Origin of the sequence: Smaragdicoccus niigatensis DSM 44881 = NBRC 103563 (genome assembly GCF_000380645.1) — a bacterium.
Lineage (GTDB): Bacteria > Actinomycetota > Actinomycetes > Mycobacteriales > Mycobacteriaceae > Smaragdicoccus > Smaragdicoccus niigatensis.
Genome location: NZ_AQXZ01000019.1, coordinates 45331 through 60366, shown reverse-complemented (window position 1 = coordinate 60366; position 15036 = coordinate 45331). Strand labels below are relative to the sequence as shown.

5 protein-coding genes are annotated in these 15036 nt (G+C 66.1%); all 5 read left to right on the top strand.

Annotated elements, in window-relative coordinates; all coding sequences use genetic code 11:
* Window positions 1-52 precede the first annotated feature (52 nt).
* The 5 genes from F600_RS30760 to F600_RS0121400 all read left to right on the top strand — a co-directional run bounded on the left by F600_RS30760 (window position 53) and on the right by F600_RS0121400 (window position 15022).
* Window positions 53-7738, top strand: a complete 7686-nt coding sequence (locus F600_RS30760) for a type I polyketide synthase (protein WP_162141461.1) — start codon at window positions 53-55, stop codon at window positions 7736-7738.
* Complete coding sequence (locus F600_RS30755; protein ID WP_018162709.1) at window positions 7735-12783, top strand: type I polyketide synthase; 5049 nt, start codon at window positions 7735-7737, stop codon at window positions 12781-12783. The genes F600_RS30760 and F600_RS30755 overlap by 4 nt, the downstream gene beginning before the upstream one ends.
* Window positions 12783-13076 carry a hypothetical protein gene (locus F600_RS0121410; RefSeq protein ID WP_018162708.1) on the top strand — a complete coding sequence of 98 codons (294 nt, stop codon included), beginning with the start codon at window positions 12783-12785 and terminating at the stop codon, window positions 13074-13076. The genes F600_RS30755 and F600_RS0121410 overlap by 1 nt, the downstream gene beginning before the upstream one ends.
* A gap of 69 nt (window positions 13077-13145) precedes the next feature.
* The gene (locus F600_RS30750; protein ID WP_162141460.1) at window positions 13146-13994 is read left to right on the top strand and encodes an alpha/beta fold hydrolase; all 849 of its coding nucleotides are present in this window, start codon (window positions 13146-13148) and stop codon (window positions 13992-13994) included.
* Window positions 13991-15022, top strand: a complete 1032-nt coding sequence (locus tag F600_RS0121400; RefSeq protein WP_018162706.1) for a sulfotransferase family protein — start codon at window positions 13991-13993, stop codon at window positions 15020-15022. Before F600_RS30750 ends, F600_RS0121400 begins: the two co-directional genes overlap by 4 nt.
* Window positions 15023-15036 lie beyond the last annotated feature (14 nt).

Sequence of the window (15036 nt, the reverse complement as noted above, 5' to 3'; positions counted from 1 at the left end):
CTTTCAACCAATACAAGTATGACGGATGTCACATCGACCAAAGGTGGTTGTCGTGAGTCCTTTCGATCAGGCTCTTCTGGCCATCGCTCTGACTCCGGCTTCGTGCTGTGATCCATCGATTGCCATCGCGGCGACGAGGGCCGGCGCTCTCGGGGTGTTGAACCTCGAATTCGCTACGACGCACGAGGACGCTGTCGATTCGCTCACGCGGCTCGACGAGCACGCCGGCGGGAAATTCGGTGTGTTGATCGACGCAGTCGACAGCGACTTGCTAGCGACCGTCCTGTCTCTGCCACTTCGGCGACTCGACGCGGTCCTGCTCACGTCGATGTTCGCGGACGCCGAGACGCTCGCTGAGTCCGTGCAGACGGTCAAGTCGGCCGGTCACCGGGCGCTGGCGGTGGTCACCAGCCTCGCGGAAGCGCTGCGCTGTGCCGGCGCCGACGTCGACGGAATCATCGCGAAGGGAAACGAAGCGGCGGGTTGGGTCGGTTCGGAGACGACGTTCACTCTCGCGCAGCAGATCGTGCACCACATCGATACCCCGGTCTGGCTGCAGGGCGGAATCGGGCTACACACTGCGGCCGCGGCCATGGTCGCCGGCGCGGCGGGCATCGTGCTGGACACTCAGCTCCTCCTGGCCCGCGAAGCTCGACCGGCCGAAACGGTTCGTCGCCGTTTGGCCGCAACGGACGGCAGCGAAACCGAGGCCATCAGCGCCGCTGGCACTCGATTTCGCTGCTACTCGCGTCAGGACTCCGCGGCCGCCGCGCGGGTCCGGACGCTGGGCACCGACGTTGGCACCGCGGGACAGTGGCGAGAGCACGTGATTGCGCAAACCCGGGTCGCCGACGACCCGTTGTGGGCGATCGGCCAGGATGCGGCCTTTGCGGCCGATCTTGCGGAACGCTTTTGCACCGTCGGTGGAATCATCGAGGCCCTGACAACGGCCGCCCGGGAGCAGGTCGCGCTCGCCTGCGAACAAGCTGCGATGGGAACGCAGTCGGCGCTGGGCACAGCGAACGGCACGCGCTATCCGATCGTGCAGGGCCCGATGACCCGAGTCAGCGATACTGCGCGGTTCGCCAAGAGCGTCGCTGAAGCCGGTGGGCTCCCGTTCCTTGCGCTTGCCCTCATGCGCGGCGACGAGATCGATCCGCTGTTGCGCGAAACGGCGCAACTTATCGGCGACCGTCCGTGGGGCGTCGGCATCCTCGGATTCGTACCGCCGGCGCTGCGGCAGGAACAGTTCGATCTGATCCGGCGATTCAAGCCGCCGTTCGCACTCATCGCGGGTGGTCGCGCCGACCAGGCCAACCTGCTGGAGAGCGAGGGCATCGCGACGTACATGCACGTGCCGTCGCCGGGACTGCTGAAGATGTTCCTCGACGATGGCGTGCGCAAGTTCGTGCTCGAAGGCCGCGAATGCGGGGGACACATCGGGCCGCGCAGCAGCTTCGTGTTGTGGAACACGGCGGTGACCGAACTCGTGGCCTACCTTGACGCGCACCCGCGGATCGATGGTCTGCGTGTCCTGTTCGCCGGTGGTGTACACGACGGGGGTTCGGCCGCGATGGTCGCCGCGATCGCGGCGCCGCTGGTCAAGCGCGGCGTTGCCATTGGCGTCCTGTGCGGTACGGCCTACCTTTTCACCGCGGAAGCGGTGGCGTTCGGCGCGATCGGTGCCGACTACCAATCCGCGGCGTTGGGCGCGGACGCGACGATCGAACTCGAGTCGGCGCCCGGCTACGTGACGAGGTGTCTTCCGTCGCCGTTCGCCGAGACATTCATCGCCGAGAAGCAACGGCTCGAGCGCTCCGGTGCCTCGACGGCCGAGATCAAGGACGAGCTCGAAGTCCTCAACATCGGCCGGCTGCGCATCGCGTCCAAAGGCTTGACTCGACACCCCGGATACGGAACCGATCCGTCTGCCCCCAAGTTCGCCGAGCTTTCCGAGGTCGAACGCTGGGACCAGGGCATGTACATGATCGGCCAGGTGGCCGCGCTGCGCGAGAAGACGTGCACCATCGCCGAGCTGCATGAGCAGATCAGTAGCGGTGCCGTTAACCGACTCGAGGCCTTCGGTCGGGTACGGGACGTGGAGGTCAAGGCACCGAACCCGTGCGCCGTGGCGATCGTCGGGATGTCGTCGATCGTTCCCGGGGCGAGCACGCTCGATGCCTTCTGGCGGAACATCCTCAACGAGGTCGACGCGGTCGGCGAGATACCGGCCGACCGCTGGAGGGTCGACGACTACTTCAACGCCGACAAAACTGTCCGAGACCGGATCTACTCCAAGTGGGGCGGGTTCATCGAGGACGTGCCGTTCGATCCGCTCGAATTCGGAATGCCGCCCGCCTCGCTGCGATCGATCGAACCTTTCCAACTCCTCGCTCTGTTGATGGTGCGGGACGCGCTCGCCGACGCCGGTTATCGGACGCGCCCGTTCAACCGCGAACGTACGTCGGTGATACTCGGCGCCGGTGGTGGCGTAGGCGACCTCGGCAACGGCTACCTCGTGCGGTCGAACCTCCCACGACTCTTCGGCGCTCAGGCCGACGAGTTGGCGGACCGGCTCGATGGCGTTCTGCCGGAGTGGACCGAAGACTCGTTCGCCGGCTTGTTGATGAACGTCGCCGCTGGTCGCATTGCCAACCGGTTCGATTTCGGCGGCGTCAACTACACCGTCGATGCCGCGTGCGCGTCGTCGCTCGCGGCTGTTTACCTGGCGGTTCGCGATTTGGAGGCGCGGACGAGCGACACCGTCGTGGTCGGCGGCGTCGACGCGATTCAGTCGCCGTTCGGATACCTGTGCTTCAGCAAGACCCAGGCGCTCTCGCCGAACGGACGCTCGCGCCCGTTCGACTCCGGCGCCGACGGGATCGCGATCAGTGAGGGATTCGCGTCCTTGGTGCTCAAGCGTCTGGAAGACGCGGAGCGAGATGGTGATCGGATCTACGGCGTCATCCGGGGAGTGGGCGGCTCGAGCGACGGTCGGGCACGCGGGCTGACCGCACCACGCCCGGAAGGACAGATGCGTGCACTTCGACGGGCCTACGCGAATGCGGGCTTCCCGCCGGCGACCGTCGGCCTGATCGAGGCGCATGGCACCGGCACGGCCGCCGGCGACCGCAGTGAATTGACCTCGCTCATGCAGGTCTTCACCGAATCGGGGGCCGATCCACAATCGGTAGCCGTCGGCTCGGTCAAGTCGATGATCGGTCACACCAAGGCGACCGCGGGCGTCGCCGGGCTCATCAAGCTCTCGAAAGCCCTGTACCACAAGGTATTACCCGCAACGATCGGTGTTGTCTCACCCAACGCCATGGTGCGTGCCGACGGCAGTCCGTTCTACGTCAGCGCCGCGACTCGTCCCTGGCTGCAGTCCGACAGTTCCGCACCCCGCCGCGCCGGTGTCAGCGGATTCGGATTCGGCGGAACGAATTTCCACGTCGTCGTGGAGGAGTACCGCGGGGAGTACCAGGAGCGCACGACCCCTGCGGTCACGGCCTGGAACACCGAATTGTTCGTGCTGCGGGCGGCGACCCGTGCGGAGCTGATCGATCGGGTCGAGGAGTTCTCGCGTCAGTTGGAGGGCGAGCAGTCCGTGCCGCTCGCGGATCTGTCGTACTCGGTCAACTCACGTACCCAAGTGGGACCGGCGACCCTGAGCATCGTCGCGAACGGCCTCGATGATCTGCGCACTGCGTTGCGAACGGCAGCGGCCCAGCTTCGCAGCGCGGGTGACCGCTTCCATCTGCCGAACGGAATTCATTTCAGCGCCGCGCCGCTGGCAGTGAATGGTCGGACAGCCTTCGTGTTTCCTGGTCAGGGGTCCCAATTCGTCAATATGGCCCGCGATCTCGCGGTCCTTTTCCCGGACGTTCACCGCGAACTCCAACAGGCCAACGATGTCCTCGGTACGGCGCTCAAACTGCCGCTGAGTTCCTTTATCTACCCACCGCCGGCATTCAGCGACGATGAACGCACAGCGCAGTCCGCGGCGCTGACCGCCACGAACGTCGCGCAGCCCGCACTCGGCGCCGTCGAGGTCGCCCTGGTCGCGCTCCTGCGGCGCTTAGGCGTCAGCGCGGACTTGGCTGCCGGACATAGCTACGGTGAGTTCACCGCGTTGCATTACGCGGGCGTGCTGACCAAACGAGATCTGCTGCGTCTGTCTGAGGCGCGGGGTCGGCTCATGGCCGAGGCTTCCGCGGGTGGCGATAGCGGCTCCATGGCCGCGGTGTTTGCGTCGATGAGTGACGTCAATAGTCTCCTCTCAGCAGTCCCGGCAGTGTCGGTGGCGAACATCAACGCGCCGAACCAAGTCGTCGTCTCGGGCCCGGAGGCGGCCGTGGCTGCCGCCATCGACTGGTGCGCCGGGCAAGGACTCCGCGCTCGCCGACTGCCCGTCGCGTGTGCCTTCCACTCACCAATTGTCGCGCCGGCGGCGGACAAATTTCTGTCCTACATGCAGCGGACCGAATTCCGCTCGCCGCAGTCGAGCGTCTTTTCGAATACGACCGCACGGGAGTACGGTTCCTCACCCGAGGCGATCCGCGAGCAGTTGGCGAGTCACCTGACGAGCCCGGTTCGGTTCGTCGAACAGGTTGATGCGATGTACGAGGCGGGCGCTCGGCTGTTCGTCGAGGTCGGCCCAGGGCAGGTGCTCACGGGTTTGGTGGGCAGCATTCTTGGTGACCGGCCGCATGCCGCTATGCCGCTCGCCGCATCGGGCAAGCCGGGCCTGTGGTCGTTCCTCAACGGGATCGGCGCCCTTCTCGCCGAGGGTGCGCGGGTCGACGTGCTGCGGCTGTACGACGGCCGCAATGTCGTCAAGGTCGACGTGGCGGACCTCGCCGGTGCGACTCCCGACTACTCCGCGACGACGTGGCTGGTCAATGGAAGTCGGGCGAAGCCCGCGCGGGCCGTCGACCAGCCGCGCAATCTGCCGATTCCGGTGCGATTCGCTGACGAACCGAAATCACCTGAGCCGATGACCGCCGCGCCCGAAACCGCTGGGCCCGAAACCGCCCTGCCCGAAACCGCCGTTGCTCCGGCCGCCGGGATCGCTTCGTCACGCGAGTCCGTTGGCATCGATTCGGCTGAGCGCGCGGACGTGGTCATGCACTTCCAGGACGTGATGGATCACTTCCTGGACACTCACGCGGCCGTCATTCGGGGTGTCATATCGTCCGGCGGCCATCCGGGTGACTTGACGCCCTCCGCTACCCCGGCCGAACCTGTGTCGCGGACACCTGGCGTGCGCAGGTACGTGCCGACGCCCGTCGGCGCCGGCCCCGCGGCCGTTGACGCCGGGTTCGGTAGTGACGGCGTCATCCTCCTCATCGGTGGCGGATCGCTCGCGGACGAGATCGAGCGAATGCTGGTCCGCACCGGACGGCAGGTCTCCCGAGTCGCCCTCTCCGGCGGTTCGAACCACCAGCCCTTGACACTGCCCCTCGATAGTTCCCGGGACGACGTGAGCCGAGTCGTGACGGGCATCCGTGCGCAGAAGGGACGCATCGCGGCACTCGTGCACCTCGATGCCTTCGATCGAGCCGTTGCGCCGAGCCTCGGTGCCGGCTCGTCGACGATGTTCTGGCTGGTCAAGCTGCTTGCCGCGGACCTCGACCAGTCCGCTGAGCGCGGGGGAGCCGCGATTGTCGGAGTCACGGCAATCGATGGTTCCTTCGGCTTCGGTGACACTGCCGCGAACACCTCGCGTTCGAACTACTGGTTGCCCGGCTTCTTGAAGAGCTTGTCTCAGGAGTGGCCTCGAGTGCGAGTTCGCGCCGTTGATCTCGCGACCGCAGACCCCGCCATTGCGGCACGACAGGTGTTCGCCGAACTCTTCACTGCCGGACCCGATCGGGAAATCGCCTATGGCCTGGATGGCGAGCGGCGGCGAGTAGAGCTTCGGCCGGCCTCGGTGACCGAATCGCAAGGGTGTCCGCTGTCGGGTGACTCCATCGTGTTGGTCACCGGCGGAGCGCGTGGCATCACGGCCGAATGCGTCGTCGCGCTCGCACAAGAGGTGCCGGCGACCTTCGTCCTCGTTGGCCGTATCCCGGCCCGGCAGACGCCGGAGAGCGCCCTCACCCAGAACGTCGAGGATTCCCGGGAGCTCAAGGCGCGATTGCTCCAGGATCTGCGCCGTCGCGGGCTCTCGTGCACGCCGAAGGACATCGAGCGCGAATGCTCACGTCTGATCGGGCAGCGCGAGATCGACCGCACGCTCGAACGAGTTGCGCAGCGTGGTGCACACGCCGTCTACCTGTCGTGCGACCTGACCAACCGCGCAGAGTTTGCACAGTGCGTTGCGGACGTTCGCCGACAGTACGGGCGAATCGACGGCGTGATCCACGGCGCCGGCGTCATCGAGGATCGCCTCATCACCGACAAGTCGGCCGCGTCCTTCGATCGGGTACTGGCCACGAAACTCACGCCGCTCGAGGTGCTGCGGTCGAACCTCGACCTTGCGGAGTTGCGGCTGTTGGCCCTGTTCAGCTCGGTAACGGCCCGAGAAGGCAACCGCGGCCAGGTCGACTACGCCGCAGCCAACGAGGCGATGAACAAGGTCGCGGGTGAGTTGAGTAAGCGCTGGCCGGCCCGCGTCGTGGCCTTCAACTGGGGTCCCTGGGGTGGTGCAGGCATGGTGTCGGCCGAAGTGGAACGGCAATTCGCCGAACGCGGGGTCGGGCTCATTTCTCCGGACGAAGGCGTGGCGGCGTTCGTCGACGAGATCATGGCGCCCGACGGTCCTGCCGAGGTCGTGATCGGCGCATTCGACCTCACCGAGCCCGAGCGATTCGACGCGCAGGCATCCCGGCTGGTCGAGGGCGCAGCGGTCGACCGTCGCTCGGACGGGTCGATGTCGCTGTCGACGGCCTTCTCGCGACTCGACGACCCGTACCTCGACGACCACTGCCTCGACGGACGCCCCGTGCTGCCGTTTGCCTTCGCCATGGAACTCATGGCCGGGGCGGCACAGGTTGCCTCACCGCACCGTGGGATGACGGCAATTCGGGACATCCGGGTGTTCCAGGGCATCCACGTTGACGACGGTTCGGTGCCACTGGTCGTCGACGTGCGGCCCGAGTCGCGGGGGCCTTCGGCGGCGGTGACGATTCGCCAGCCGGGCAACACACGTGACAGCTATTCCGCCACGGTCGAGTTCGGGGACACCGAGATCGACACCGCAGGTCCCTTGCCCCTGCTCGGTCCGTGTTTGAGCCCACCGACGATCGATGCGGCGACCGCCTACGACCAGTGGCTGTTCCACGGGCCGGCCTTCCAGGCGATCGACACTCTGGTCGCGTTGTGTCCCACCGGCGGTTCCGCGTTGATCTCGCCCTCGAACCCCGACGAATTCCGTGCCGGGACAGCGCCCTGGGTTCTCGATCCAGTCCTGATCGACGCGGCTTTCCAGCTCCAATTGATCTGGGGCCGGATCCACTGGGACGTGACACTCCTGCCGTCCGCGGTACGGCGCCTGACCGTGTTCGACGTGGGTGATTGGGGCCCTCAGGTCCGCTGTGAGATGCGAATTCTTCCGGACGTGCAATCGCCGATCAGCCATGCCAATTTCTGGTTCTATACAAACAGAGGACATCTACTGGCCCGGCTCGACGACTTCGCGTCCGCCGGAAGCAAAGCGCTGAACCGGCTCGCGCAAGCGAACGCGGCGGGGGATGTCGCAGTCACCAAGAAGTCCTCGGTCTGGGGTCAGTCATGAGCGACAACAACACCGCGAGCTCGATCGCGATCATCGGGATGGCCTGCCTTTACCCCGGGTCACGTGACGTCGGCGAATTCTGGCGGAACATCCTCAACGGCGTCGATTGCGTCACCGACCCGCCGCCAAGTGCGTGGGACCCGGACGTCTACTACGCCCACGGATCGACTGCGACCGATCGGGTATCGGCCAAGCGTGGCGGCTACATCGCCGACCTCGCGACATTCGATCCGCTGCCGTTCGGTGTTCCGCCGCATGACGTCGGCGGCGAGCCCGATCAGTGGCTGGCGCTGCGGCTTGCGCGTGACGCTCTCGCTGATGCCGGGTATCTCGATGCGCCGCCAGAGATTCGGCATCGCACCGCGGTGGTGCTGGGCCGCGGCCTGTACCCGAACTCGGGGAGCGTGAACGCGGTCCAACACACGCTCATCGTCACGCAGACCTTGCAGGTCATCAAACAACTTCAACCGGAAATGTCCGACGCGGAACTCGAGGAGATCCGCACGCAGCTCAAGGATTCGCTGCCTCCGTTCGGGGCTGACACCGCCCCGGCCTTGACCCCGAACATGATCACGGGCCGCATTGCCAATCGCCTCGACCTGATGGGTCCGAACTACACCGTGGACGCCGCGTGTGCGTCGTCCCTGCTGGCGGTCAAGGCTGCGACGCGGGAGCTGCGTAGCGGCGATTGCGACCTGGCCCTCGCGGGCGGCTCGCAAATCTGGACGTCGATGCCCATCCTCGGTGTGTTCGGCCAGATGGGCGCGTTGTCCAAGACTGAGCATATTCGTCCGTTTGACAAGGACGCGGACGGCACGCTGCTGAGCGAGGGCGTCGCCTTCGTGGTGCTCAAACGGCTGGCGGACGCGGAGCGGGACGACGACCGGATCTACGCGGTGGTCCGCGGTGTCGGGATCGCGAGCGACGGTCGCAGTAACGGACTCATGGCGCCGCGCCGTGAGGGACAAGTACTCGCGATGCACAAGGCGTATGCGGACGCTGGAGTCGATCCTCAGACGATAGGCCTCATCGAGGCACACGGCACCGGCACTCCGGTCGGCGACGTCGTCGAAATGCAGTCGATGCGTGAGGTGTTCGGCGGTCGGCGCGGCGAGGTGCCGACGGTTGCCGTCGGCTCGGTGAAGTCGATGATCGGTCACGCGATGCCGGCGGCCGGCGCGGCCGGACTGATCAAGACCGCATTGGCGCTGCACCATCGAGTACTGCCGCCGTCCCTGCACTGCGAGAACCCCAATCCGAAGCTCGGGCTCGCCGAATCGCCGTTCTATCTCAACTCCGAGACGCGAGCCTGGACGGCCGATTCGTCGCTGCCGCGTCGTGCCGCCGTGAGTTCATTCGGATTCGGCGGCATCAACGGCCATCTCGTGCTTGAGGAATACGTCCCGACGCGAGCGGTCAGCAACAGCAGATCGTGGCCGGTCCAGCAGTTCCTGCCCGATTGGCCCACTGAACTGTGCGTACTCGCCGCGCGCTCGCGCGCCGACCTTGCCACGCGCGCCGAAGATCTGGCGCGCGAGCTCGAGGGTGACGTAGACGAGCCGCTGATCGCAATTGCCCACCGGCTCGCCGCGCAGATACACGCCGATGAAACCGAACGCCTCGCCGTTGTTGCGACGTCGCGCGCCGACTTGCGTGCCAAGCTCGAGCGGGCGGCGCAGCGCCTCCGCGACGCTTCGCGAAGCCGAATTCGTGACGGTGCGGGCATCTACTACGCCTCGTCTCCGCTTGCGAAGCAGGGCAAGGTTGCCTTCCTGTTCCCCGGCGAGGGATCGCAATACCCGGGAATGATGTCCGAGCTCGTTCTGCATTTCCCGGAGGCGCGGGGTGCGTTCGAGGAAGCGAATGCGATCCGGGCCGACGTCGGGGGCGTGGCGCCGAGCCATTTGCTCCACCCGGCACCAGGACTCACGGAGACCGAGAAGGCGGCCACGGCCGAGTACAGCTGGACCATGGGTGGTGCCGTATCCGGCGTGCTGTCCACGGCCGAGGCGATGGTCCGCGTTTTGGGCTCGCTCGGTGTCGAACCTGATGCGGTCGCGGGGCACAGCAGTGGCGAGTGCGCCGCGTTGCGGGCCGCGGGCGTGTTCCGGGAGCTGGGCACCACCGGCTTCACCGAACTCGCGCAAGCTCTCGTCCGCGCGGAGGAAGCATCCGCGGCCGACACCGACATCGCCCCCGTGGCGCTGATCGCGCTCGGGGCGGATCGGGAGGCCGCCGAGATTCTGCTGGCCGAGGTCGACGGATTCGTCGCGATGGACAACTGTCCATTCCAGACCGTCATCGCGGTCGCCGCGGAGGACCGCGAGAGGCTTCTGGCTGCAGCGCGGAGCCAGGCGATCATCACCGAAGTGCTGAGGTTCGATCGTCCCTATCACACGCCGTGGTTCCAGCGGCACACTGACAGACTCCAGCAGGCGCTGGCGGGATGGAAGTTCGCGCCACCGGCCGTGACCGCGTATTCGTGCGCCACGGCCGACGTCGTCGACGACACCACGTCGATCGGGGATCTGCTAGCTGCCCAGTGGTCCGAGCCGGTCGAGTTCCGGCGGATGGTCGAGCGGATGTACGACGACGGATTCCGCATCTTCGTCGAGGTCGGCGCGGGAAACCACCTGATGTCCTTCACCGAGGACGTCCTGCGTGGTCGTCCCATCGTGGCCGTCGCCACCAACCTCGAGCATTCGAGCGACACCACCCAGATCAATCACGCGATCGGGCTGCTGTTCGCACAGGGCGTGGACGTAGGCGTTACCGCCCTCACCTCGGATCGGGTGCGCTCCACCGCGCCCCGGGTGAAGAGCCCCACCGAGGTGACCCTCAAAACCGGCTTTGCGGCCATGAGTCTCGGCACGTTCAAGAAGGGCAACACGATGTCACCGCCATCCCTAAACCTCACCGCGTCGGCACCTCCACCCCTCGCGAAGGCCGCCACGAACGGCGCCTCCGCCATCGGTCCGGATTCGTCGCCGGTCCCCGCGGCTTCGACGTCGTACGACGCGCCGCCGCTGCAATCCGATGTCGCTGCGGTGGCCCATCGCTACCTCGAGACAATGGACCACTTCCTGTCCGTGCAGGAGAACGTGCTCCTGGCGTTCCTCGGCAGTCCGCCGACCGGCGTCGCGTCCCCGCGTCCGGCCGCACGCCCTCGGGCGCGGAACGGTATGCCGGCTCCGGTCGTCGCGGCGGCTCTGCCGTCGCCCGCGCCGGTCGCGGCGCCGACAGTCGAGCCGGACGTGGTGCCAGCGACTCCGGCGCCGCGAATCGAACCCGTCGCGGTGGTGTCGGCACCGCCGCCGCAGCCGACCGAAACCGGTGACATCGACCGAATCTTGCGCGAGATCGTCAGCGATCGCACCGGGTACCCGGCTGAGGTGATCGACCTGTCCGCCGATCTTGAGGCCGACTTGGGTATCGACTCGATCAAGCGCGTCGAGATCTTGGGGACCCTCCGCAAGCGCCGGCCCGCAGTGCAGGCCCTCGACATGGAGAAGTTGACCGGATGCCGCACGCTCCAACAGATTGCCGACCTCGCTCTTGCGCAAGGTGGTGGTAGCCCTTTTGAGTTGGCTTCCGACGTAGGCGAGGGACCTCCGTCGGAAGCGAACTCTCAAGATCATCCGGTGCTGGGGTCGTGGGTGGAGTTCGTACCCGGCACGACAGCGATCGCTCGGCTGACCATCGACCCCGACCACGCCGAGTGGCTCGCGGACCACACCATCGGGCGTGAAGTGTCGACGCGGGACAACACTTTGCGTGCGCTGCCGATCATGCCGTTGACGCTCAGTCTGGAACTCATGGCGCAGGCGGCGGCGGCGTTGCAGCCCGGGCGTGTGGTGACGCGGTTCGACAACGTGGCGGCTCGACGGTGGATCGAATTCGGAGACGGATCGCGGACGGTCGAGATTCGCGCGCAGGTCACCGACTCGGCCCAAGGTCGAATCGACTGCGCGATCGCGGTACTCGACGGAACCGTCGCGTCCACGGCCGTCGAAGCGGCCGTGACGATGGCACCGACGTATCCGGCGCGGCCGACGCCGTGGGAGTCGAAGGCGCCCGCCATGCCCGGATTCACGTCGGAAGACCTGTACCGGGACGTCATGTATCACGGACCCACGTGGCGGGGGATTGCCGAGATCCGGCAGCTCAGTGACCACGGGCTGACCGCGGGTTTGAGTGGGGCGGAGCGATTCCCGCTGCACGCCGGTGGGCAGCCGTTCCCGACGCTCGCCGACCCCGTTGTCCTCGACGCAGCCGGGCAGTTGTTCGGAGTGTGGACGGTCGAACACCTCGCCGAGGGGTACCTGGTGTTTCCGAGATCGATCAAGGCGATCGAACTGTTCGGGGCACCGGCCGCCGCGGGGGAGCAGTTGGAGTGCGTCGTCGCGGTCCGGAACGCCGGCACGTTCGTCATCGAGGGCGACGCCGAGGTTCGAGATCGCGACGGCAATGTGCGGTTCCGACTGCTGGGTCAGGTCGATCGGCGATTCCATCTGCCGCTCGTCGCCGATCCGATCGTGCGGCCGACCGCGCTACCCGATCTGGCGCGGGCCGTCGATCCGGAGAGCGTGGGGCTCGCGCCCGCACCGCATGTATTGCATTTCGTGCTCGACGTTGCTCTCGAGGACGAGACGGGATTGATCCGACGGGTGTGGGCGTCGCGCATCCGGACCCGAGCCGAGCGCTCGCGCAGCGGCCTCTCCGTGAGCAGCATGCCCGCGCTCGTGCGCGAACATCTCTCCAAGGAAGCGATCGCGAGGTTCCTTCGGACCGTCGTGGATGGCCGAATCACCCCGGCGGACGTCGAACTGACCGACGCCGGTGTCGGCGTCTACCGGAGCTCTGGGTGGCGAGACGACCCGCAAGTCTGGCTCGCCAGCTGCGGATCGACCTGGGCTGCCGTCGTTTGTCCGGGCGCGGCGGCCACGGATGACCTGCTAGCCCGCGCCGAGTCGTTGGCCCTTGCCTGTGCGGCGAGCCCCGACCCCATTGTCATGTCAAATGCTGCGTTATCGAGGAGAGAGTGATGTCTGAACCACATGGAGAGATTCTCCGGACCATCCTGACGACCATCGAGGATATGAAGGGGGACTGGGAGTTCGATACCGATCTCAGCGGCGACACCCGCCTTCTTCGCGATTTGAACATGAAGTCGCTCGATCTGGTCGTGCTGTGTACGCGCCTCGTCCGAAAGTACGGCGTGATGCCGCTGGACGAGCTGTACGCCCGTCTCGGCACGATGCCGCCCGAAACCCGCGAACTCACTCTGGGCGAACTCGTCGACTTCGTCGAGGAGCACGTCACCGTGCGCGTCTCCTGACGAGTACCGACCCCCAGCCCGATCCATCCTGAACCGCGACAGACAGGCACGACCGAAGCAATGTCGAAAATGCAGCTCTCCGACGGTGCGACACTCCACTACGAGCAGGTGGGTGACGGGCCGGACCTCGTCCTCATCCACGGGATCGGCGGCAACCTGGCGACCTGGCATCTGAAGATCGTCCCGATGCTGTGGGACCAGTATCAGACCCTCACCTACGATCTGCGCGGCCACGGGTACAGCTCCATGACCGACACCGGCTATACCCCGACGGACGCCGCACGCGATCTCGTCGAGCTCATGGACCATCTCGGCATCGAGAAGGCCGACATCGTGGGCCACAGCTTCGGCGGCGATGTTGCGCTCTATTTCGCCTACCACTATCCCGATCGGGTACGAAGCATCGTCATCATCGAAGCCGCGGTACCGGTGCTGGTCCCGTATTGGACTGAGGACAAAGAGCGGGCCGAATGGGCCGTGGACCTGCTTGGCCGCCTGGGCATTCCGATTCCGGCGGACCGTCGTTTCGACGGCGAGTTCGTGCTCAACGAGGCGTTCAAGCTGCCGAACAAGTGGGGCCCGCTCAAGGATCTGCCGGCGCAGTGGACGACCGAGAAGATGATGAAGCTCTATGGCAAAACCAGTTTGCTGAAGGACTGCGCCGTCGTCGGGCCGCTGACGAAGGAGGCGATCCCATCGATCGAAGCGCCGACCCACTTGATTTACGACACGGGCTCGCACGGTTGGACGTTGTCCTACAAATTCTTGATGGAGAACCTGCCCAACGTCACCGGCGTCATGGTGCCGACCGAAGACGACGAGCTGCCACATTTCTCCCCGCTGGAGAAGCCCGAAGTCGTCGTACGTGAGATCCTTTCGGCGCTCCAGGCCGAGAGCAGCCCCTCCTCCGCCTCATGACTGCGAACGAACCGCCGATCTTCATCGTCGGAAATCCACGGTCCGGCACGACCCTCATGCGCACGATGTTGTCGGCGCATCCGAACATCTACATCACGCACGAGACGTGGTTCTACATCTGGTACGCGCTCGCCGACGACGGGGTCTCGGCCTCGAAGTTCCTCGACTGCTATTTCGACACCTTTAGCTACCGCTGGCTGAATCTGCCGACCGCTGAGGTCCGGGCCGCGGTGCCTAGCGATCTCACTCGCGAGAACATCCACTTGGCGTTCCAGGCGATCATCCGGCTCAAGGCCGAGAAGCTGGGCCGGGCTCGATACGGCGACAAGTCGCCCGGCCACACCGCGCATCTGCCCGCAATCTTCCGGGACTTTCCCGACGCGCGGGTTATCCAGATGGTTCGGGACCCGCGAACCTCGGTGGACTCGCTGCGCAGCATGCCGTGGGGCTGTCCCCGAGACCTCGGGAATTGCCTGGTCTACGAACACGCACGCAAGGAGGTCATGCCGTTTGCGGACCGTGTGCTCCGAGTGCGGCTCGAAGACCTGCGCAGTGCACCCGAGGCGCAGTTGCGACGAATACTGCAGTTTGTCGGGGAGCCTTGGGACGACGCCGTACTGAGCCACGCGGCAAACAGTCCGGACCCGGGTGACATGCCACCGTTGCCCTGGTTCCAGTCGGCGAGCCACCCCGTCAACCGTGATGAGTACCGCCTTTTCGGCATTGCGCCCGAGCGCATCGGTCTCATCGAGACGGTGTGCAAGGACAGCATGCGCGAGTTCGGATACGAGCCCGCCAAGGTGCCAAACCGTCCGGGGAAACTGTCGACGATGATGCGAATCAAGTCCGAGACTCGCGACACCATCCACTACGCCCGCGAGATGGGCAAGATCTTCTCGGGTATCCGTAACCCGGACCGGTGGCGCGAGATCGCCGAGGTGTGGCTCGAGACGCTGGCCCCGATCAACCCCGGTTGGCGGGATGACTTCGAGACGCTCACGTCTCCGGTCCCGCCGGCCCGGATATGAACGGCGGCGTATTA